The organism is Acinetobacter sp. YH16056_T, from assembly GCF_024605895.1.
In the GTDB taxonomy this organism is placed as follows: domain Bacteria; phylum Pseudomonadota; class Gammaproteobacteria; order Pseudomonadales; family Moraxellaceae; genus Acinetobacter; species Acinetobacter amyesii.
This window is the reverse complement of sequence record NZ_CP094545.1, coordinates 2767598-2790273: the sequence shown is the minus strand read 5'-3', so window position 1 is coordinate 2790273 and position 22676 is coordinate 2767598. Positions and strand designations below refer to the sequence as shown.

At 36.2% G+C, this 22676-nt stretch carries 16 protein-coding genes; 13 read left to right on the top strand and 3 right to left on the bottom strand.

All coding sequences use genetic code 11. The features are described from left to right. Positions 1 to 156: 156 nt before the first annotated feature. Positions 157 to 2613, top strand: coding sequence for a hypothetical protein (locus tag MST17_RS13570; protein WP_171254420.1), 2457 nt, complete (start codon positions 157 to 159; stop codon positions 2611 to 2613). Between the two features lie 398 nt (positions 2614 to 3011). Continuing rightward, positions 3012 to 3956, top strand: a complete 945-nt coding sequence (locus tag MST17_RS13565) for an inovirus-type Gp2 protein (RefSeq protein WP_050041756.1) — start codon at positions 3012 to 3014, stop codon at positions 3954 to 3956. Between the two features lie 153 nt (positions 3957 to 4109). Here MST17_RS13565 and MST17_RS13560 read toward each other — a convergent pair whose 3' ends face one another. From MST17_RS13560 to MST17_RS13550, 3 genes are all read right to left on the bottom strand, one after another. After that, positions 4110 to 4568 carry a hypothetical protein gene (locus MST17_RS13560; protein WP_067666698.1) on the bottom strand — a complete coding sequence of 153 codons (459 nt, stop codon included), beginning with the start codon at positions 4566 to 4568 and terminating at the stop codon, positions 4110 to 4112. 205 nt (positions 4569 to 4773) lie between these two features. Beyond that, a complete protein-coding gene (locus tag MST17_RS13555) occupies positions 4774 to 6978 on the bottom strand; it encodes an ankyrin repeat domain-containing protein (RefSeq protein WP_180026002.1) in 2205 nt (734 codons plus the stop codon). Between the two features lie 203 nt (positions 6979 to 7181). Then, entirely contained in the window at positions 7182 to 7334 is a 153-nt protein-coding gene (locus tag MST17_RS13550; protein ID WP_162840074.1) for a hypothetical protein, read from the bottom strand. Positions 7335 to 7575: 241 nt separating this feature from the next. Here MST17_RS13550 and MST17_RS13545 point away from each other — a divergent pair, with 241 nt between their 5' ends. The 11 genes from MST17_RS13545 (at position 7576) to MST17_RS13495 (ending at position 22572) form a co-directional block, all read left to right on the top strand. Next, on the top strand, positions 7576 to 7863 hold the full coding sequence (locus MST17_RS13545) for a hypothetical protein (RefSeq protein ID WP_016654406.1): 288 nt from the start codon (positions 7576 to 7578) through the stop codon (positions 7861 to 7863). 52 nt (positions 7864 to 7915) lie between these two features. Next, entirely contained in the window at positions 7916 to 8959 is a 1044-nt protein-coding gene (locus tag MST17_RS13540; protein WP_067666254.1) for a DUF932 domain-containing protein, read from the top strand. 156 nt (positions 8960 to 9115) lie between these two features. Next, positions 9116 to 10156: a YqaJ viral recombinase family protein gene (locus MST17_RS13535; protein WP_067666256.1), complete on the top strand. Its 1041-nt coding sequence runs from the start codon at positions 9116 to 9118 to the stop codon at positions 10154 to 10156. Positions 10157 to 10340: 184 nt separating this feature from the next. Then, positions 10341 to 11282, top strand: coding sequence for a hydrolase or metal-binding protein (locus MST17_RS13530; RefSeq protein WP_067666258.1), 942 nt, complete (start codon positions 10341 to 10343; stop codon positions 11280 to 11282). Between the two features lie 132 nt (positions 11283 to 11414). Next, entirely contained in the window at positions 11415 to 13355 is a 1941-nt protein-coding gene (locus tag MST17_RS13525) for a DUF262 domain-containing protein (RefSeq protein ID WP_067666260.1), read from the top strand. Positions 13356 to 13593: 238 nt separating this feature from the next. After that, positions 13594 to 14187 carry a restriction endonuclease subunit S gene (locus tag MST17_RS13520; RefSeq protein ID WP_067666262.1) on the top strand — a complete coding sequence of 198 codons (594 nt, stop codon included), beginning with the start codon at positions 13594 to 13596 and terminating at the stop codon, positions 14185 to 14187. Between the two features lie 28 nt (positions 14188 to 14215). Further along, positions 14216 to 16453 (top strand): class I SAM-dependent DNA methyltransferase, encoded by a 2238-nt coding sequence (locus MST17_RS13515; RefSeq protein WP_180026001.1) that lies wholly within the window; start codon positions 14216 to 14218, stop codon positions 16451 to 16453. Further along, the gene (locus tag MST17_RS13510) at positions 16450 to 17757 is read left to right on the top strand and encodes a restriction endonuclease subunit S (protein WP_180026000.1); all 1308 of its coding nucleotides are present in this window, start codon (positions 16450 to 16452) and stop codon (positions 17755 to 17757) included. The genes MST17_RS13515 and MST17_RS13510 overlap by 4 nt, the downstream gene beginning before the upstream one ends. Before the next feature lie 35 nt (positions 17758 to 17792). Continuing rightward, positions 17793 to 20846 (top strand): type I restriction endonuclease subunit R, encoded by a 3054-nt coding sequence (locus tag MST17_RS13505; protein ID WP_180025999.1) that lies wholly within the window; start codon positions 17793 to 17795, stop codon positions 20844 to 20846. 120 nt (positions 20847 to 20966) lie between these two features. After that, positions 20967 to 22073 (top strand): ImmA/IrrE family metallo-endopeptidase, encoded by a 1107-nt coding sequence (locus MST17_RS13500; RefSeq protein WP_085064530.1) that lies wholly within the window; start codon positions 20967 to 20969, stop codon positions 22071 to 22073. Further along, positions 22066 to 22572: a DUF4411 family protein gene (locus MST17_RS13495; protein WP_002050938.1), complete on the top strand. Its 507-nt coding sequence runs from the start codon at positions 22066 to 22068 to the stop codon at positions 22570 to 22572. Before MST17_RS13500 ends, MST17_RS13495 begins: the two co-directional genes overlap by 8 nt. Positions 22573 to 22676: the final 104 nt, after the last annotated feature.

Here is a 22676-nt window from a genome sequence, read left to right as displayed (position 1 = left end):
TGAATGAAAATTAATAAATCTAAAAGTCGTATTTTTTATAAAAATAAAGAAGATTATTAAATCTGTAGAATACAAATAATATTTTTTAATAGTATTTTTATATCTTTATAAAGTGATATAATTTAATTATCACGTGTAATAATACATTTAAAAATTATGAAAGAACATCGATATATAAGCACTTTAGACACTTTAAATGAGAATAAATTAAAAATTAGTGATGAAGATATATTCCGTATTTTAAGATTAAAAAAATTAAAAATGATTGCTTCCTATGAAAAGAGTGGAAGTAGTGTAGACCACGCAAAAAATTTGATTGAAGAATTGGAAAAGTTGCAGTATTTATGGTCTGTGGTTGAGCAAAATTCATCATCTTCACTCGATCAGTTTAGATATAATTTAAGCAACAATAAGGCAACTTCTTGGGTGTGTATCAGACAAGAGATCGAAGCTTTAAGTTGTGATCTGAATATGCTGATGCTGCCATATCTCAAAATGGGTGATGGACTTTTTTTAGTCCAGCAAATGCTGAAAGCTCTGAGTCAATCGCAATCTTATTTAAACGACCAACAGCAGTACCTATATTCACCTTTAAATGTGAATATTACTTCAGGGCTGTCAACAGAAGTGAGTGGTACGCATCTTCAACAGCATATTCAGAGACATACGTATTTAGATGTTTTGCTGTGGTTGAAACAATATTTAAGTACAGCCACCTATCCTCAGAATTATGTTATTCCACCCCTAACCCCTCAAGTCACAACGGAGCAACTATTTGATACTCTGCTGGGCAGATACGGTTCACTTTATTGCCTGTCTTTAAATATTCAGCTTCCTTTTGTGCCAGCTCGAATTGAGGATTATGCAGAGTTTATAAAAAGTCGGGTGATGCTTCTTCCTCAGATACAACAAATTATTCAGGGTGCTGCTGGACTATTGTTTACGATGACTAAGATTGAGCATGATTTGGTGTCTGGATTGAACCTGCACATTGTATTAGTTCTAAATAACAATAAAGCAAAGGTTGCTGAGAGAGTTATTAAAAGATTTGAATCTGAGTTAAAAAAGCTTCTGATTGCTCGCCCTTTTTCTATTCACCACTGGGGGGAACAGCTCGCTCAGGATTTGAAAAAAGATGAAATTGATGGGGTAATAAAATCAACAGATAAGCGAAAAATAAGGGATTTTAAATACTGGATTTTGAATTTTTTTCAGCATGTAGATGAAGTCATTCAATTCCAATATTTCCTCAACAATCAAAATTACAATATCAATCAAGTTTGGTATTCCTCTGAACTTTTAGATGAACGTAATTTTCCTGTCGATCTAACGATGATGGGTCGAAAATCATTTCAGGACATGGCTCGCTTTGAAGATGATAAAATATGGAGTGTTCGTCACCTACCAGCCATCGCAAAAAATAGACTTAAGATTTCGCAAATTTTTAATCGTGAGTTGGCAATTCAGCTGGTTGATTTTCCAAATTTTATGGGGCTAATTCAGAATATAGAAATATTTATGGCGACTGTGATGGATACTACAGTCGGTGCATTTAATCTGCCAATACGACTAGGAAATGTTGAGTTGTCTGCTGAAGAAATCGAGCATTCGATAACGCGTATTGGTCATCAGTTGTTATGGATATGCAGTCACTTATCTGACTTACAACTATTAAGCATGAGTCCTTTCTTGTCTAAGTTGAATATCAATGTGCAATTCTTTTTAAAGAATATGTATCTTTGGCAGATGCAACAACAACTGGTGGATAAAACCAGTAAGCAAGGTGCTGAAAGATTCAATGCACTGGTCAAGCAACTTCGACTAGATTATCACTCAAATATCAGACAGTCTAAGTTGGATGTGAAAATCTGGAAACAGGTGCAGCATTCAGTAACATTAGATTTAGATGAGTCAACAACAGATAGCAATAAAAGGGTCGTTAAATATATCGACTATGTCCAAGCTGTTGATGTGGGTGATGAGGACATTGCTACAAATGATCATATTGAAGCCTGTTATAAGAAGTGTGAACTCAGACTGAAAAGCTTGCAGACGTACGTTAAAAGTTTACTGAAAAGAGAATGTACTCTCTATCGAGTTCATTTTGGACTGGGGTCAAATGGTGCGGAAGTCAATCAGCAGATTTTTTCAAAAAACATCACTGAAATGTTTTTACGTAACCGCAGAGGGAAACCCATATCCAGTATGACAGGATATTTTGGAGCATGGCGTGAATATGGTGGGCAGCATACTTATCTTGATCTCATTTTAGTTTTTGATGCGAGAAAGTATGAGGAACTAAGAGATATGGATAATTTATTCTGGGAATTGTGGAAAAGCCAAATGGATTCTGTTCAGCAGGATGGGTACAAAACGTCATTCAACATTGTTCCATTGATGCCATCTGTTCCTGAGATGAATCAGCAATCGTTTTTACTTGAAATCGGTGATCAGTCAAGGCGAAAGCAGGTCTTTGAAGTATTGGTAAATTATTATAGTTTTATTGAGCTGTATGAGCGACAAGCTACTGTACGAGTCCCTAAAGTTTTAGTGAAGGGCAGTGTGACTAAAACGACAGTTAAATCTAAAGTTAAAATTAAACCTAAGGCGTAAGTTTAGCTTCTGCAACATTCCCATATTTCTGTTGTTCTCGCTGTATGGGACTGCGGTGCAATGGTTAGATCAGAATGACTTGCTTAACAGGTAATATATATTATTAACTACAAGAGTAATATGTAAATAATATATTAAACATAAACAATATCTTATCTAGTTAGGTGAGTGCTGTTATTCACTTAGCTCGGTATAGCCCATACTCAAATGGGCTATACATCATGTATCAATGACACAGTGTTAAAATATTCAGAACTAACCCTATAGTATGTTCCAACGTCTATGAGCACATATTCAGTTGAGCAGGATGACTACAACATCCTGCTAGAGAATCCTGATCAGTAAAATTTTACATCTCTCTCTTAGATATGAACCTTATGTTTCGAGAGAGAATCCAAATGTACCAGAATATTAAATATGATCAGCTTTACCATGAAGCAGAAGTATTGGCAGCAGTAGACCATTTCATTCAAGAGGTATGCTTGGGTAGTTATGATCTATATTATCAAAACTTTATGATAGACCTACAAAAATTAGTTCAGTCATTTAAGCCAATCTATAACGCTAATTTTTTCTATTGCAATACTGTGCAGATATTCATTGAGGTGGTGAACATCGTTGATCACACACTCAGTCTAATGCCACAGGCAGACTATGATTGTATAGTCTGTTTGGATGAGATGACCGTCTGGCATATTTTGACTTACATCCAGTCATTATCTGGCTGTGTAAAACAACAACTGATAGATTTTCAACAACGTGAATTAAAGAATCAGCATAGCCTTTTTGATTATACATCCACACTCATTCATCATTATGCGAGAACACTGGTGGTTCGAGTGGATTTATCTATCAAGAAAGAATATCAAGCCTTATACAACATCCAAGTGTTCAATAAAGCGCTAGAAACATTACATCGGCGTATCGCAGATCAGGATACTTGCTTTAGTGATTTGTATGGTTATGCGTGGGCATTAGAGCATGGGGTTAGTAAGGGCTACCATTGCCATCTTTTGCTTATGTACGATGGCAATAAACATCAAGAAGGCTATGAGTTAGGGGAGTGGGTAGGTAAGTGCTGGGAGCAGATTACACATGGATGTGGTTATATTTTTAACTGTAACCATTCCGACTATATGGATACATATAAAGCGATGGGAACATTAGGCATTGGTATGATTCATCGTGATGTTGAGCATGAAGTTTTTAACTTTCTTAATTATGCTGCCCCTTATCTAGTGAATTGTGAAAAAGAGCAGCAGCATCCGAGAGGAAAAGATAAGTCAAACATGCGTAGTTTTGGTAAAGGTGTGATCGATTCGAAAAACCGAAGAGGTTTATAAATATTGAATTTTTAATAGAGAACACAACTATCAGCAGTGTTCTCTATAGGGTCGGGTTTGAGATTAAAATGATAAATTTGCAGTGCCTTGGTCTGTAATCATTTCAGCTTCAATGACCTGATCACCGTGGCATTATGATTGAATCAAAATCTATTATTTTTTATCTGGAAGGCTAGAGGTAAAAGCCTCTGGAGGAATCGGTACTTTACGTGCTTTAAACGTTCTTTCAGATTCAGGTATTTGGTGCTTTTGATCTTTCATCCACTCCTGAGATAAAGTTGGATGATCACTTGAATCTTTCATCGTTTTAGGGGGAAGTGAAATTTTAGCTATTTGTGCTGGAAATATCCCAAGCTTATTAAGCTCTGCCTCATAATAGTTTTTCAGATCAAGTGTACTCTGCAATTGTTTTTTTAATTCAGTGACTTCATTTTGTAGTGTAATTACCCCCTTCATTTTTGGTTGAGTGTTTGCTAAGGCTTGTAGAGCTTGTTCTTCATCAATGACGCCATTGGTAATTTTGGCTAATTTTCCTGAACGAGTGACATGTCTGATTTGATGTAAAGAGAAGCCATATTTTTCACAAAAGCTGGCAATGCGAATTTGAGTCATAGTTTTAAAGTCGTGATAGATGTTTTGATTAATCTTAATGATTTTATCTTAGTAATCAATTGGTGAAGGCACTAGAATTGATAAATTAATTTTAAGACGTACGGCTAAAATATATGCTGATCTGGATCTATGCTTAGTTAGTTATTATTATAAAGAAGTCTTGCTGTGGATCAGCAAGACTAAAGAGTTATTTGAATTAGATTCATTAGTGAATCAGTTGTTTACACTTTGTTGATTGGAAGTGATGCATAATGTCTGAAGGAAATACCAATTGACCATTACGTGGATCTATATAGGATTTTTTCATGTCAGCCTTGCAATGGTCTAGCATGTATTTGGCAATTTCATATTCATCACCTTCTAAAGCCAACATAAACGGAGTGTAGCCTGAGATAGGTAATTTTGCAGGTTGATTAACATCTGCACCTGCATTCAGTAAGGTAAAGACTATTTTTTTAAGTTGTTCCGTTGATACTTTAGGCTTCATGACTTCAAATAGTTCTTTACCAATTTCCCTTCCCATAGGCGAATTTAGATTTTTCAAAACGTCATCTAATTTGAGTTTCCCCGCAGAATGCTGGTGTAGGCTGTATTGGCTTTGCTCAGGATGCAATATGGTCTGCTTAATCATGTCTTCAAAAGTAAACTTCCTCTGCGAGAGATGAAGCAGTTTCAAGGTGATATGTAAGGGGCTATGATGATCAATATCTGCGAGTAAATTGACATTGCAGCCTATTTGGATAAGTGTGTTAACTAATTCAAGATCACCAATTTGAATGGCTAGATGAAGGGCACTTAAACGTTTTTTTGAAGTGACTGTGTTTAATGTTACTGGTAAAAAAGTATGCTCCAAGAGCATGGATAAGATCTGTCTTTGCTCAGCAGTTAATTCAAGAATATTATCATTTAAGCACATGGTAAGAGCAGAATTGTTGTTGATACTCATTTGATTAACATCTGCACCTGCATCAAGTAAAGCTTTAACTGCTTTAACATCACGTACCTGAATTGCATGTAACAATTGAGGCATTTTTACAGTATTTTGGCTATCGACTTTGATAACTTTGTTTGGTCGAGTCAGGTCAATTCTTATATTGTCTTTCAACATTAGAAATTTTTGTTTCGGGATATTTTTTAGGAAATCACATTCTTCCATAAGGAATAATTCTTCGTCGAAGACTTCATATGTACTTGCTCTAAAAGCAATAAGTTCCCATGTCTCGAACACATTTTCCAATTTAAACTTTTGCGGAAGATTATCGAAATCTAAATCAACTTTAGATAAACGTAGATGATAACGAATGGCGATATTGGCGAATTTTCTAAGTATGTCATTTTTAGGAGTTTGAAGTAGAGAACAAGCGGTGAAGGCTTCAGTCAAAACTTGTTCTAGGTTACGTCCATCGTAACGCATACAACATTCCACACATTCTAGATAATTCTGAATTGCATCATCTAGCTTGCCAGTAAATAGGCAATAACGTGCTTTAGCCCAATGACCACTAAAGCGAAGGCTTTCAAACTCTAGGTTTTGGTTGATTGAATCCATAAATAAATCAATATTGGTGAGACTAAAGCGAAGTTGGTCAGACAGTCCCTGAATACGTTTATTTAATAGTGCTAATGTGCCTTCTGCATTACCTTTGTATTCCTCTAAAATAATATTGTCTTTGGGGATCTGTAATAAAGATGAGAAAATAAACTCATTTAAAGATAAATGTATATATGCGGATTCATTTTCAGTATTGAGGTGTTGCTGAATAAAAGGAGCAAACTCTTGATCTGATATTTCCTTCTCAGTCACGCCATTTTTATAAAGGCTGTCTAAAGCTCGAGCTGTTAAAAGAGCAGAGAGAGTATCGATCTGCTTGGTAAAATGGATATGATCTTTAACAATAAGTTGTAGGTTTTGGGGATCAGGCAGCTCATCTAAATTACCCCATACTCGGAATCGATCTTGGAGCTCTTTATCCAATTTCTTAGCATTAAAATTCTGCTTAAGAAGCTCACGCAAAAAATGAGTTTTTTGCTTTTTGCTCACATACCCAAGTGAAACCAAATGATGTTTCAAGATAGGAACAAATTTTACTGAGATCATTAAGTTCAGAAAGTCATCTGTGGTCTTTTGATGAGCATCACCATTCAGGCTAAACAATAATTGGAAACTATAAAATTCCTGCATCGCTTGCTTGAATGCATGAATCATTTTGCTTTGAGTTTTTGCTGAGAAATATTTGGTAGTAAAAAGTGCTTTGATAAAGCTCTCTTCAAAATAATGCGGATAGTGAATATTATCTGTATATTCATCCACTTGCTTTGCTAGACCAGTATAGTTCTTTAAACCAAAATGATTTGCCATTTCTCTGAGAAGAGCTGTACCAGTAGGGAATTGTAATGTTGGAGTTTGCATATTAGTTTCTTCTTAAAAATCGATTTACATCATGTTTAAATTGTTGAAAACTTCTAAAATCACTCGGAGTAGATGGAATGGCTAACTTTCTATTATTGATCATTAAAAAGTTGTGCTTTTTCCCTTTAGCTAACTGAATAGACTTTTGCTTGAGAAGCTTCGTAATGAATTGATGAATGTCTTTGTTATTCGAAAACTTCATATCAATCATCATCGTCATAATAATCATTGTCTTGCTCTGCTTGACATGAAGAGCAAAGTTCTCCATTGACGATATAATTGTAATGCTCACCTTCTGGTAAGGCATCTCCATAAAGTGTTGTATAACATCCTGCACATTGATATAAATAAGCCATAATTAACTCCTCTTCGGCATGGGAGTAATATAGATTTTGTTAAATAAAATAACAGCAAAGCAGTTGGCGGGAAAACATCAAAAAAATGCAATTAGCTGATTACACTGAATAGTATTCCAAATTATTTCAGATACATAACATCCTAATGAGAATCATGAAGCTCTTTGAGTACACATGAGAAATGAATATTAAGCCTGCCATCGTGCAGGCTTTTTTATGCCCAAAATTTAGGAGTCAAGTCATGAGCTTGAATTGTCCCTTTTGTCATTCAACCGATATCATGATTGTTGAAGCGAATGCGCAACAAGCAAATTCAACATTATCAAATCTTGCATCACCCGCAGCTTTAGGGGCCTTAGGCACAACCGTTGCGAAGTCTTTGAATTTACCTCCCATCGTTGGAGGAATTGCAGGAACTGTACTTGGTGGTTTGTTTAATTCTTTTACAGAACAAAGCACACCTCCACAGCAAAGTTTGTGCTTCTGTCATAACTGCTACCAAAAATTTCCAACGCATCTTCTGCACTAAAGATCGTTGGTATTAACACAGAATCAAATTTCAAATTAAAAGGAATACAACCATGGCACATCAACTTGAACAAATGGCTTATGTCGGTGAAACCCCTTGGCATGGACTAGGAAATCAACTAAGTCAAAACCAACCGATTGAGGTCTGGGCACAGCAGGCAGGCATGGACTGGCGTATAGAGTCATCTAATGTCAGTTATATGGCACAGAATGAACGTGGACAAAGCATCATCATGCCGTATGAAGAACAGCGTGTACTGTACCGTTCTGATACCCATGCACCTTTGTCAGTGGTCAGTCAACGTTTTCAGGAAGTACAACCTCGTGAGATCTTAGAGTTCTATCGTGATCTAACTGAACAATCAGGCTTTGAATTGGAAACCGCAGGCGTGCTTAAAGGTGGCAAGAAATTCTGGGCGCTGGCACGTACAGGTCAATCTACTGCACTTAAAGGAAAGGATGTTAGTAATGGCTATATTCTTCTTGCAACTGCATGTGATGGAACACTGGCGACAACAGCACAATTTACTTCCATTCGTGTCGTCTGCAACAACACTTTGGCGATTGCTTTACGTGGTCAGAACAGCAGTGCAGGTGTAGTGAAGGTTCCGCATAGCACCAAGTTTGATGCAGATAAGGTCAAACAGCAATTGGGCATTTCAGTACGTGCATGGGATGAACACATGTACGAAATGAAGCAACTCTGTCAGCGTAGAGTCACCCAAGGAGAAGCAGCAGCTTTCTTTGATGCAGTGTTCAACAACACCAGCATGAGTGTGGCAGATCAGGAGGACAATATTATTCAGTTCTACCGTGATGTTGCGACTCAGGCGGCACATGCAAATACCAAGGAAAAAGCTGAACCTAATGCCAAGGCGATGACAAAAGCAATGGACATGTTTAATGGTCAGGGACGTGGTGCAGAGTTGAGTTCTGCTAAAGGAACAGCCTATGGATTACTGTGTTCAATTACAGAATTTATTGATCATGAACGACGTGCCATGAGTACAGATCATCGACTCGATTCAGCTTGGTTTGGTGCAGGAGCAGCGATCAAGCAACGAGGATTGGAGCAGGCTCTTAACATGCTTGCATAGTGCGAAATATACATTTTTCAATCATGGAAAGTTAGACCTTACTATGCATTTTTAAATGGAATTTAGAATTTTAAAAATTATTAAAACCATAGCTTCGGCTGTGGTTTTTTTATGCCCTTTATTTGCCACCATCCATATAAAATGAGGAAGCAAGCTATGAATACAGCAATATTAAACCCATCCATTCAACAAGCCAGCAAACCCTTTAATGCCCCAAAACTGTTTACAGCAAAACGCTTGGTCAATACTAAAAATATGACTCAATCTGACTGGCTTGAAGTCCGTCGCCAAGGTATTGGCAGTAGTGATTGTGCAGCAGCCTGTGGATTGAATCCCTATATGTCGATGCTCGAACTTTGGATGATCAAGACAGGGCGAGTCAAACAATCGATTGAAGATGAAAGTTCAGGTGTCTCTCCACTCTATTGGGGCAAGCAACTAGAGCCATTGGTGGCTGAGTACTACAGCATGCATACCAATAACAAGGTACGCAGAATCAATGCAGTGCTTCAGCATCCAGATCCTGATAAGCATTTTATGCTTGCCAATCTGGATTACTCCGTTGTGGGTAGTGATGAAGTTCAAATTCTGGAATGCAAAACAGCAGGAGAGTACGGCGCAAAACTTTGGCGAGAGGGTGTGCCTTTATATGTCTTGTGTCAGGTACAACATCAATTAGCAGTGACAGGCAAACGAGCAGCACATGTTTGTGTGCTGATTTGTGGTCATGAAACCAAAATCTTCAAAGTGACGCGCTCCGAATCCGTGATCAAACATATCATCAATGCGGAACATTACTTCTGGGATTGTGTGGAAAAAGATATACCACCTGATGCAGATGCCAGTGAGTCGGCAGCCAAAGCCATACAGCAGCTTTATCCACAACATATTCCGTTGACTGTTGAAGACTTGAGTCATAACGAACATGCCAATCAATTGTTTGCTCAACTGATTAAAGAAAAGCATCACATTGAGCAGCATCAAAATAACTTTGATGAAACTAAGCATCAAATCCAGATGTTGATGAAGGATGCTGAACGAGCAACCTTTGCGAATGGTTCGGTGACGTGGAAGAAATCCAAAGATTCAATCAGTTTAGACAGCAAAGCCTTACTCAAACTTCACCCAGAAATGCTTGAGCAGTTTCCGCAAAACAAAGCAGGAACACGACGCTTTCAGATCTATACCAATGACTGAATTCATCACGTCGATATTTCCAGTCTTCAAAAAAGCGCAAAAAACCACCCCCGACCTACCGACTCCCGAAGGAGCGGTAGGCCAACAATGGCGGTCTTTGCATTTCATCTGATCTTTAAACGGTTTTGTATTTGCTTACATAACAAAGGGTCAACAGTAAAATTTTATTTAGAGGAAAATTATCATGATTAAAGGTTTAGCAATCACACCACCGATCCTTGGACGTATCAGTATTGGTAAAGTTGTTGAAAAGAACGGTAAACGACTGCCTGAAAAGGACGACCAATTTACCATTACCAGTCAAATCCAAAGCAAAGAGGGGTGGATCAAACATCCGCTTGATGAGCAATTACGCAGTAAAGCACCGAATCAAAAACTCCGTACCATTCCAGTAAGGATGATCTTCAATGATCCTGATTTGAATCTTAGAGCTGAGTATACTTTGTTTGACCGACAGACTGGGCGACCTATCTGTGTCGGTAATGGTGAAACTTGCCAACGTTTAACTAATCAAGGCGTAGAGCAACATCCTTGTCCATCCCCTGATTTATGCTCATTGGCACAAGGAGGAAACTGCAAGCCCTATGGACGTTTACATGTCAATTTGGATGAAAGTGATGAACTCGGTACATTCATTTTTAGAACCACAGGTTTTAACAGTATCCGCACTTTGGCAGCACGGCTAAATTATTACCATGCAGCATCGAATGGATTGCTGTCATGTCTACCGTTTCAACTGACCCTAAGAGGTAAGTCCACCACGCAAAGTTATCGAACTCCTGTGTATTACGTAGATTTGACACTCAGGGAGGGAGTTAATCTTCAACAAGCGATTCAGATGGCGAAAGACATTGATCAACAGAGTAAGCAGAGCGGCTTTAATCAATCAGCGTTAGATCATACAGCAAGGCAGGGTTTTGCCAATGCACAGTTTGAAGTCAACAGCGAAGAAGGGTTGGATTTAGTGGAGGAGTTTTATAGTGATGAAAATCAAAAGGGAGACGTTGAACAAGCACAGTCTGTAACCACAGCGAGAACCAAGGCAATGTCTAAGCCGAATCAAGGTGAGGGTTTTGTGCAGGATATGCAGAAGGGCTTGCAGGGGAGTGTGAGGGCGGTGAATTGAGGGTTACTGGATAGCAAGGGGTGCAAGCCCCTTATTTTTAATAAATTGATTAAATTGAGATTGTTATAAATGAATTTGAAATATAATTGGTCACTCTAGTTCATAATCAAAAAATCATTTATTGGGCACCTAATGAAAAATAACTTTGTACATCAGCTTCGGACATTACCAGAGATTTTTGAGGGGAATTTTTTTTGTATCCCAGACTATCAGCGAGGGTATGCATGGGATGAAAAGCAGATTGATGAATTATTGAAAGATATTGATCATCTTCTTTTAGATACTTCAGCCGTTAGGCACTATACAGGTACACTTGTTTTATCACTGAATAAAGATCAGTCTAATCAATATCATATTGTAGATGGTCAACAGCGGTTAACTACCTTGGTTATTTTTTTAAAATGTATTTCTCTATTTGCTGATAGAGAGGACAAAGAGAGTATTGGCACCAAATATTTAAAGCGTGGTGATATTGGTAATGATCAGTTTGTTTTGAAGTTGAATTTAGATACTAATAAATTTTTTGAGAAAGTTATTTTATCTGATCGTAATTTAGAAAATTGCCCTATTACATTAGAGTCACACGAACGACTATTGAATGCTCATGATTTGATCCATAAATGGTTGACTCAAAAAACTTCTTCAGGAGTTCTTATTACGCAGATTTTAAATGTTTTAGAAGAGCGTTTAGGGTTTTTAGTTTATTCGCCAGTTGAAGATGCTGAAACTGGTATCATGTTTGAAGTGATTAACAATCGAGGTAAACAACTCAGTGAATTGGAAAAAGTCAAAAACTATTTAATTTATTGTTCAATTAAGCTATCTGCTTTTTCATTGCGGGATGATATTACTGAACATTGGTCTGATATTTTACAATCACTAAATAAAGCGAAAAAAACATCACCAAATGAAGAGAGTTCATTTTTAAGATATTGTTTGGTTGTATTTTTTAAAATGAATAAAACGGATAGCCAGTATGGGTATGATGTTCTTAAGGAAAGAATAAAAATAGATCAATGTTTGCAGTCCAGTGAAAAGAAAAATCAAACAATAACCAAACTACAAGATTTTATTCAATTTTTAAAATTATCTGCAAAATGGTACGAACATCTTTATGCCCCTAATTATGTTGGGCTTGATAAAGCTATTCAACCACTAATTGAAAACATTCGTGCTCAGAATGTTCATGCTTCAATTATGCCCTTGTTTTTAGCATTGGTACTCAAAAATAAAGGTAAGGGTGAGATGCTTGAACGGCATTTACAATTATTAGAAACGTTAAATTTTAGAGTTTATATCGCTAACGGCATGACATTTAGAAAAGATACAGGTCAGGGTGACTTATACCAGTATGCGAGTAGGTACTACTATGGGAGTTTGTTAAACAGTTTTATTGCAGAGGAGAATAGAGTAGTTGGAAAAACAACACTAACAAATGATGACCAAGCATTGGAATATTTACTGGTTAGTTTTACTCAAAATCTTGCGCATGATGGTTGGTTCGAAGCCTCATTTTATTTGGATGGTAAGAGTTCTTTTGATTTTTATGGGTGGAGAGGACTTCGCTACTTCTTAATGAACTATGAATCTTCTTTACAACCTAATAAGACTATTAATATAGATAAGATTTTAAAGAGTAGATCATCTGGTAAAACCAATGATTATTTGTCGGTAGAGCATTTGTGGGCGACAGAGAATAGAAATTTTGAGGGACAAAATTGTAGAGAAGTTGATCGTTATCAAAAAAGAAGACTTGGAAATTTCGTCTTACTTGAACTCCGTTTAAATATTCAAGGTACTAATGATGATGCATGGGTTAAAGCAGATCGATATCTTGACGGGTTTGAACAAGAAGCTCCAACAGATTTATATCATGTACGACTAGCAGGTAAAAGTGTTCGGAAAACCTTTAACACTGTGAGTGATGTCAAGAAAACTATTAATTATTATTCTGATTTTTATAGTGAAATTATTGATGAACAGGAAGAGCGTTACATTAAGTTTGCGATGAAAAGATGGTCATTAAAGGGGTATATTGGTTATAAAAAATATCACGAAGAGTTAGAAAATTAAATAATTATATTTTGCAGTACGATAAAAAGTGCAAAATATATTTGCTTTAACAAAGGAAGCATCGTATAGTAACTTCACGCAGTAAAAACTCAGTACGAGTTCTACTGCGTGATTTGAAAAGTTAGGATTTGGCGATCAGATAACTTTTCAAAACAAAATCCACTATCACAGGAGACTTTGTTAAACAGATTATATCTGAAAAATAACGAAGTACTCCAAGTTTATTAAAGGAAGGACTATGGAGACTAAATTAAAAAATATTGCTGAGATTTATACAGGGTTTACACAACGCCCCCTTGAGAAACCAGCAGTGACTTTTGATGTAAAAGCAATTCAAATTAAAGATTTATCCAAAGATCAAGTAGTTATTTCAGAAAATCAATGGTCAGAACTTGAATGGGCTTACGACTCAAGACCTCAATATTTGAAATATAACTCGATTATTGTGGTCGCTCGTGGAGAGCCAAAAGCCTATGTATTCAAAGGTAATGAATCAGATCAAGTTGTAGTAAGTAATCAATTTATTGTAGTGAATCTCAAAGTAGATAGCCTAAAGCCAGAATTTTTAGCTTGGTACTTTAATCATTCACAAGCAATGCGATCTTATTTTGAAATGAATAGTCGAGGATCATTGCTCATGATGCTCAGTATTTCGACCTTAAAAGAAGCTGAAATAGTTATTCCCTCTATGTTTCAACAAGAAGAGATTCTTCGACTTGCCGAAGAAGCACACAATGAAGCTTTAATATTCAAACAATTGACAGCTTTAAGAGCTGAATACAATCAAGCGAAGAGCGAACAAATTTTAGTGCAAGCCAAAGTGGCGCAATAAACCGAATTTTTGAATTGGAGAAATGAAAATGACAAATGAAGTAAATCAACACTCACAACATGGCAAAATTGTAGGATTAGTTTGGAGTATTGCCAATATTATTCGTGGACCTTATCGTCCACCGCAGTATCGTCGTGTGATGTTGCCGTTAATTGTATTAGGGCGTTTTGATGCGATTCTTGCACCGTATGCAGATGAGATGAAAGCATGCTATGAAAAAGCTGTGGCGAATTTGCAAGATAAAACCCCAAATGTCTTTTTACAAAAGCAGTTGAGCCAAATTGCGGATAAAGATCGTAAGCAAAATCTTTATAACATCAGTGGTTTTAATCTACAAAAACTGCTAGATGATCCAGATCAATTTACGGCAAATTTAACAAAATACATTGATGGTTTCTCACCTAAAGCGAAGGATATCTTTGCCAAGTTTGAATTTGCTAAAGAAATTGAAAAACTTGATGATGCAAACCGTTTATATAAAGTCTTTCAAGAGTTTCGTAATGGTTTGGTTGAATCAGGTTTAAGCCTTGCGCCTAGTAGTGTAAGTAACTTACAAATGGGCTACCTATTTGAAGAGTTAGTACGTAAGTTTAATGAACAAGCCAATGAAGAAGCTGGGGATCACTTTACGCCTCGTGAAGTGATTGAACTGATGGTTAATTTGATCTTTGAAGAAGATCAGGACGAACTTGTTAAAGCAGGTGTACACCGTAGTATTTACGACCCTACGGCAGGTACGGGCGGGATGTTGTCTGAGTCTGAAAAGTTTCTCAAAAAATACAATGACAAGATTAGCCTGGATATGTATGGACAAGAGTATAACCCTGAGTCATACGCCATCTGTTGTTCTGACTTGTTGATTAAAGATGAACCTGCTGAAAACATTGTGTATGGCGATACGCTTGGTGTGAAAAATGCCAAGGAAAAAGATGGTTATGTTCCTCGTGATGGTCATGCAGATAAAGACTTTCACTATATGTTCTCAAATCCTCCTTTTGGTGTGGAATGGAAAAACCAAAAAGAGTTTATTGATGAGGAAGAGAAGCAAGGCTTTTCAGGTCGCTTTGGTGCAGGCTTGCCACGAATCAATGACGGCTCATTGTTGTTCGCTCAACACATGATTTCTAAAATGAAGCCTTCGCCTGAAAATGGTGGGGAAGGTTCACGTATTGCCGTAGTATTTAATGGTTCACCATTATTTACAGGTGATGCAGGCAGTGGTGAAAGTAATATTCGTCGTTGGATTATCGAAAATGATTGGCTTGAAGCGATTATCGCTTTACCTGATCAGATGTTCTATAACACAGGTATTTATACTTATGTTTGGATTATTTCGAACAAAAAATCTGAACAGCGTAAAGGTAAGGTACAGCTTATTGATGGTACGGCGCATTATCAGAAAATGGCGAAAAGTTTAGGTAACAAGCGTCATGAGTTATCTAAAGCTCATATTGCTGAACTGACAAAGTTCTATTCGAAATTTAAAGATCAAGACACCAGTGCAATGATCAAAACCAATGCAGGTGAGGCAAAGGTGTGTTCAAAGATTTTCAATAATCAAGATTTTGGTTATTTGAAGCTGACTGTAGAACGTCCTTTGCGGTTGAACTTTATGATTTCTGCTGAACGTATTGCCTTGTTAGATGAACAATCTGCTTTTGAAAACTTGGCGAAAAGTAAAAAAGTAAAAGATACTGCTGAAATTGCAAAGGAAGAAGCAGCAGGTCGTTTACAACAGGAAGCGATTAAAAAGGCACTTACAGCAAAAATTTCTGATCAGGTTTGGAAGAATCGTGATGAATTTTTAAAAGTCCTTGATCCAATTTTGAAGGGATTAAGCTTTAAGCTTGGCGCACCTGTGAAGAAAGCGATTTTGGAAGCATTGTCTGAACGTGATCAGACTGCGGATGTCTGCAAAGACAGTAAAGGGAATATTGAGCCAGATACGCAATTGCGTGATACAGAACTTGTTTCATTCCCTGACAATTTGACTTTACCTTTGCCTGTAAATTATGACAAAGAGCCTGACTTGTCTAAGTTATTGCCATTGGTTACAGCGCATTGCGAAGCTTATTTAAAAGCGGAAGTTTTACCGCATGTGGCTGATGCGTGGATTGACTATAGTAAAACTAAAGTCGGTTATGAAATTCCAATCAACCGTCATTTCTACGTGTATGAGCCACCACGTCCTTTAGAGGAGATTAAGTCTGAGATTGTTCAGCTTGAGCAGGAGATTATGCAGATGTTAGGGGGGTTGTCTGCATGAGCCAATTACCACGTTACGAAAGTTATAAGGATAGTGGCGTGCAATGGTTAGGGGAAATCCCTAGCCATTGGGATGTTAAACGCATGAAATTTGTAGTCACTAATGTCGGAGATAAAATTGACGCCAAAGAATCTGATCTTAGATATTTTGGTTTAGAAAATATTGAATCATTTACAGGTAAGTTACTTGATTCAGTAGAGCTGGAAAGTGAAGGGGTAGGTCATAGATTCCAAAAGGATGATGTTCTATTTGGTAAGCTAAGACCCTATTTAGCTAAAGTTTTTTTAGCTCAAGAAGAAGGTTTATCTTCTACTGAAGCTTTGGTGTTTAGATCTTCTGAGGTAATTTATCCAAAGTTTTTAAGTTATTACTGCTTATCGCAAGATTTCATTAATGAGGTTAATGGAACAACTTTTGGTTCAAAAATGCCTCGTGCAAGTTGGGATGATATTTCTTCATTTAGAATGGTTTATCCAAGTTTAGATGAACAAAAAATCATTGCAGATTTTCTAGATAAACGCCTTGCACAAGTCGATGCTCTGATTGCTAAGCAAGAAATTTTATTGGAGAAATTGGCTGAACAACGTGTGGCTTTGATTTCTCATGCGGTGACAAAGGGCTTAAATCCTGATGTTGAGATGAAAGAGAGTGGTATAGAAATTTTAGGTAATATTCCACAACAATGGAAAATTAAAAGGTTAAAATTTCTTTTATCGGAAAAGCTGAAATATGGTGCAAATGAATCAGCTGAATCCGAGGATAAAGAAAATCCACGATATATACGAATCACTGATATTGATGATTCTGGAAATTTGAAGGATGAAACATTTAAATCTCTAGAGTTCGAAAAAGCAGAGGAATATCTATTGGATGACTTAGATATTTTACTAGCAAGAAGTGGGGCAACAGTTGGTAAAAGTTATCTTTACAAAGCTGAATCAATAGGTATTGCCTGTTATGCGGGTTATCTAATTCGTGCTAGGTTAGATCAAGAAAATTATAATCCTGAATTTGTTAATTATTTTCTTCAATCTAAACAATATTGGGATTGGATTAGTTCCATTAATATCCAAGCTACGATTCAGAATGTAAGTGCTGAAAAGTATAATGATTTAACTTTGGCTATTCCTCCCTTGGAAGAGCAAAAGCAATTAATTGAATATTTAAAAAATGAAGATGAAAAGTTTAATAGCGCTATTGGTAAAGGCAAAAAACTCGTTCATCTTTTAAATGAATATCGCTCAACCTTAATCACGCAAGTGGTGACAGGGAAAATCGATGTTCGAAATCTTAAAGTAAACTAAAAAATCATTGGGTCATATTTTTTTTGGGAAATGCCATGCATAGCGAATATTATTTTGAACAAGCCATCGAACAAAGCTTAACAACGGCTGGCGGTTATGTAAAAGGCAACCCGAAAGATTATGACCCAAGAATTGCTCTATTTCCTAAAGATGTCGTTGCCTTTATTCAGAAAACGCAACCAAAAACTTGGGAAAAAATCCATAACTCATGTAAAGAAGAAACAGCAAGTCGTATTGTCAATGATTTAGCACATGCTTTAGATACCGAAGGTGCTCTATCAGTTTTACGTCAAGGCTTTAAATGCTTTGGTAAAAAAATCAAAATGGCATACTTTGCACCCAATACCAGCATCAATAAAACTACCCAAGAACAATACGATGCCAATGTCCTTAAATGTACACGTCAGCTTCATACAGAATTTAATGAAATTCCAGATATGGTACTTTCACTCAATGGTATTCCACTGATTACGCTTGAACTTAAGAATGAGTTTTCAGCATCGGGTTGGAATGTGGAAGATGCAAAAATTCAATTTAAGAAAGATCGCAATGCAAAAGGACGTTTATTTGACTTTAAAAAGCGCACCTTGGTTCATTTTGCAGTAGATACCTGCGATGTCTATATGACCACGAAGTTGGATGGGGAAAATACGTTTTTTCTACCTTTCAACAAAGGTTATTTAAACGGTAAAGGTAATCCACCTGTAGAAGGTGATGTGCGCACGCATTATCTGTGGACTGAAACTTTAGCTCGTCATAGCTTTATGGAAATCTTTGCTCGATACATGCATTTGAGTGTAGAAACCAAAAAAATTAGAACTGAAACTGGTTTTCGATATATCGAAAAAGAAACCGTGATTTTCCCACGTTACCATCAATTAGATGCTGTGCGTAAACTCACAAAACACAGTAAAGCCAATGGTTCAGGTCATAACTACTTAATTCAGCACTCAGCAGGTTCAGGCAAATCAAATACCATTGCTTGGCTCGCACATCAATTGGCATCGATGCACAATGCAGATGATCAGAAAATTTTTAATTCCATTATTGTGATTACTGACCGTATTGTACTTGATCGACAGTTACAAGAAACCATTGCACAGTTTGAGCATAAAGATGGTGTGGTACAAAAGATTGATGAGAATACCTTACAGCTCACCAATGCATTGGCTTCAAATGTACCGATTATAATTACTACTATCCAAAAATTCCCATACATCATGCAGTCTATTCGTACCCAAGCGAAAAAGGGAATTAAGGTTGATTTGAGTACAGAAGGTAAGAATTTTGCTGTTATTGTCGATGAAGCCCACAGTTCACAAAGTGGCGAAACGGCAATGGAATTACGTAAAATTCTAAATAAGGATGGGATTGAATCTGCAATTGCTCAAGAGTTCTTAGATGATGGCGATGAGGATGAAAGCGAACTCACCGATGACGTGAAAAAACATTTATTTGCAGAAGCATCAAAGCGTAGTCGCCAACCTAATTTAAGTTTCTTTGCCTTTACCGCTACACCAAAATGGAAAACGCTCGCTTGCTTTGATGAAGCAGGTGATAACGGCGAAGCTCCGTTTCATCATTACAGTATGAAACAGGCAATTCAGGAAGGCTTCATTTTAGATGTATTGGCAAACTACACGACTTATGAACAATACTTTAAATTAATCAAAATCGCTGACAATGATCCAGAACTTGCAAAGAATAAAACCAAAGCTTTGATGGCTCGTTTTGTTTCCATGCATCCAAGCGTGATCGCTCAGAAAGTAGAAATCATTGTCGAGCATTTTAGAACAGTGACGATGCACCGAATTGGTGGTCGTGCCAAAGCAATGGTTGTAACGAATTCTCGTGAACAAGCAGTACGCTATAAGCTGGCATTCGATGAATATATTAAAGAAAAAAAATATACAGGGATTAAGTCTTTAGTCGCTTTTTCAGGGAAATTAGAGGTCGATGGTACTGAATATACAGAACCTAAAATGAACGGTTTTAAAGAAACTGAATTACCTGATCAATTTGACACAGATGATTATCAAGTACTCTTGGTTGCTGAAAAATATCAAACAGGATTTGATCAGCCTTTACTACACACCATGTTTGTAGATAAGAAGTTATCTGGAATCCAAGCAGTACAAACCTTATCGCGTTTGAACCGTTGTGCTTATGGTAAAGAAGATACTTTTGTATTGGACTTTGTGAATACCCATGAAGATATTTATAAAGCATTTAAGCCATTCTACGAGCTGACCAAACTTGGTGATATTCCAAATGAGCAAAAGTTAAATGAGCTTGGTCATACATTGGATCAATGGAAGTTTTACTTTGATGCTGATTTAAATGAGTTTGCCAATATTTGGTTTAAGGATAGAAGCAAGCTAACAGGGCATGAACATAAGCAGTTGAATAGTATTATTGATCGTGCTGTTGATAAATATAAGAAAATTCATCCTGATGACCTTGTACATCAACAAGAGCAACAAAAGTTATTTAAGAGCCAATTACAAAGCTATTTAAATTTATATCTCTTTGTCTCGCAAATCATGGACTTTACAGATTCAGAGCATGAGCAACGATATGCGTATTTAAAAGCTTTACTACAAAAGTTGCCTAAAGGCTCTAAAGAAAATGAAGTTGATTTATCTAAAATTGTTGAACTTCAATTTTATCGACTACAGAAGTTAAGTGAAAATAGTATCGATTTAGGGCATGGTGAAGCGAATGCCTTGAAAGGTTCAACGGATGTGGGAACAGGGCAGGCAGAGTCTACAGATAATGTATCGCATCTGATTGATGAATTGAATGAGGCATTTGGTACTGATTTTACGGTAGCTGATCAATTGTTCTTTGATCAGGTTGAGCAAGCAGCTATTGAAAATGAAGAGATAGTACAAGCGGTGAACGCAAATTCTTTAGACAGTTTTACAGAGTACTTATCTGGAAAGTTGATTGATCTGTTTCTTGTTCGACTTGCAGGAAATGAGGAAGTCTGTAATAAGGTTATGAGTACAGATGAGTTGCGTAAAAAAGTTGCTAAGCGATTGGCGAAGCATATTTATACACGGACAAAAAAGAATGCTTCAAAATAGTTCTTTTTAAAATTTCACGTCAAATTGTGCCGTGCTGTTATGAATGTTTATAGACAGTATTGCACAGTTAATTTATGTTAGCATAAGACAAGGTCAAATGGGCATAGAGGAGGGAATGTAATGTCAATGCGTATCGACACTAACACATTGAATTATTATGTTCAAAATGCCCAAATTTCTTTGAGTGTTTTAAGAACAAAAATTAATAATTTAGATCAATTTTTAAGTGGAGAAAAGCAGCCAACTTTTAATCAGTTATCTGAAATAGCAAAAAAAATTAATGTTCCGACAGGTCTTTTATTACTGAATAAAACTATTGATATTGACATCAAACGATTGGACTTCAGGACCCTTGAGTCAGATTCAATCGATGAAGCAAGTGAAGAGTTAAGAGATACCATTGCAGAAATGGAGGTCAAACAGGAATTTTTGAAGAATGAAATTACTGAAACTTTAGATTTTGTGGGGCAATTCTCTATTGATTCCAATTTTCTAGAGGTAGCTAAACAAATACGTAATAAGCTAGAAATTCCTTTGTTTTTCCATAATCAAGCGGATAATCCATTAAATTATCTACGTGATAAGATTAATGGTATAGGCGTATTTGTTTTTTTTAATGGTAAAGTGAAAGACAATACACATCGTCCTCTAAGTGTGAAAGAATTTCGAGGGTTTGTATTACTTGACCATAAAGCACCTATAATTTTTATTAATCAGAAAGATACTAAGAATGGTCAACTCTTTACATTAGTGCATGAGTTAGTGCATATTTTTGTAGGTACTGAAGAAATATTTAACATTGTAGATGCTGGCGATTACCAATTTGATCGAACTGAAGCATTTATAAATAAAGTAACAGCAGAAATTTTAGTTCCTCAAGAGATTTTCTTACAGCTTAATTCAACCGATAGTAATTTTTTAGCTAGAAAATTTAAAGTCAGTGAATTTGTAATTGTAAGAAGACTATTAGACTTAAATAAGATTACACGTGAAGAATACCTGAATCGTACTAGAGACCTAAAGGAAAACCTTGAACGTTTTTTACCAAATGAATCTAATGGTGGAAGTTATACTAATAATATTAGATTTAGAGTTGATAATAGATTTTTCAAATATGTAATGAATGCAGTAAATCATGATCGTATTTCATATACAGATGCATTTAATATTGTAGGTATCGGTTTTAAAGGATATAAAATTTTGATGAATAGAGGTGGCAATGACTAAGTATTTATTGGACACTAATATTTATATCAATTTTTATGAAAGATATTATCAATTTGATTTTTTTCCAAGTTTTTGGGAGAAAATTAAAGTCATCATCAATTCACAAGTAGTACTTCCAGATATTGTTGTTAATGAACATTATCAAGATGAAAGTTTTAAAAAATGGCTTGAAGAAAACTTTACAGGAGCGTCTTGTAAATACAAAGATTATGCTGATTTATGGGCTGAAGTTATCCAACATATTGCAACTCATGACTGTTATAGTGAGAAAGCCTTAACAAATGACAAAAGTTGGACACATGAAAAAATAGCAGATGGATGGTTGATCGCAATTGCAAAGAAAGATAATTTAGTGATTGTAACAAGTGAAACGAAAAATATTAGTTTAAATAAAAATCAACCTTCACAAAGCCCAAAAGTTCCTGATATTGCTAATGATCTTGGTATTCGCTGTATCAATATGAATACTTTTTTTCAAGAGATTGGCCTAAAAATTTAGAGATAATATTTCTATAATTTATTTATAAGTTAATTGAGTGTGCTGGTTTAAAAATAGTTTTAGATTAAGTCAGAACTAATACAGTTTAGTTGAGTAAACTAATA

Excerpts from the sequence above, each read along its gene's own strand:
- MST17_RS13570 (WP_171254420.1), top strand. The coding sequence starts at position 157 with ATGAAAGAACATCGATATATAAGCACTTTAGACACTTTAAATGAGAAT.
- MST17_RS13565 (WP_050041756.1), top strand. The coding sequence starts at position 3,012 with ATGTACCAGAATATTAAATATGATCAGCTTTACCATGAAGCAGAAGTA.
- MST17_RS13560 (WP_067666698.1), bottom strand. The coding sequence starts at position 4,568 with ATGACTCAAATTCGCATTGCCAGCTTTTGTGAAAAATATGGCTTCTCT.
- MST17_RS13555 (WP_180026002.1), bottom strand. The coding sequence starts at position 6,978 with ATGCAAACTCCAACATTACAATTCCCTACTGGTACAGCTCTTCTCAGA.
- MST17_RS13550 (WP_162840074.1), bottom strand. The coding sequence starts at position 7,334 with ATGGCTTATTTATATCAATGTGCAGGATGTTATACAACACTTTATGGA.
- MST17_RS13545 (WP_016654406.1), top strand. The coding sequence starts at position 7,576 with ATGAGCTTGAATTGTCCCTTTTGTCATTCAACCGATATCATGATTGTT.
- MST17_RS13540 (WP_067666254.1), top strand. The coding sequence starts at position 7,916 with ATGGCACATCAACTTGAACAAATGGCTTATGTCGGTGAAACCCCTTGG.
- MST17_RS13535 (WP_067666256.1), top strand. The coding sequence starts at position 9,116 with ATGAATACAGCAATATTAAACCCATCCATTCAACAAGCCAGCAAACCC.
- MST17_RS13530 (WP_067666258.1), top strand. The coding sequence starts at position 10,341 with ATGATTAAAGGTTTAGCAATCACACCACCGATCCTTGGACGTATCAGT.
- MST17_RS13525 (WP_067666260.1), top strand. The coding sequence starts at position 11,415 with ATGAAAAATAACTTTGTACATCAGCTTCGGACATTACCAGAGATTTTT.
- MST17_RS13520 (WP_067666262.1), top strand. The coding sequence starts at position 13,594 with ATGGAGACTAAATTAAAAAATATTGCTGAGATTTATACAGGGTTTACA.
- MST17_RS13515 (WP_180026001.1), top strand. The coding sequence starts at position 14,216 with ATGACAAATGAAGTAAATCAACACTCACAACATGGCAAAATTGTAGGA.
- MST17_RS13510 (WP_180026000.1), top strand. The coding sequence starts at position 16,450 with ATGAGCCAATTACCACGTTACGAAAGTTATAAGGATAGTGGCGTGCAA.
- MST17_RS13505 (WP_180025999.1), top strand. The coding sequence starts at position 17,793 with ATGCATAGCGAATATTATTTTGAACAAGCCATCGAACAAAGCTTAACA.
- MST17_RS13500 (WP_085064530.1), top strand. The coding sequence starts at position 20,967 with ATGTCAATGCGTATCGACACTAACACATTGAATTATTATGTTCAAAAT.
- MST17_RS13495 (WP_002050938.1), top strand. The coding sequence starts at position 22,066 with ATGACTAAGTATTTATTGGACACTAATATTTATATCAATTTTTATGAA.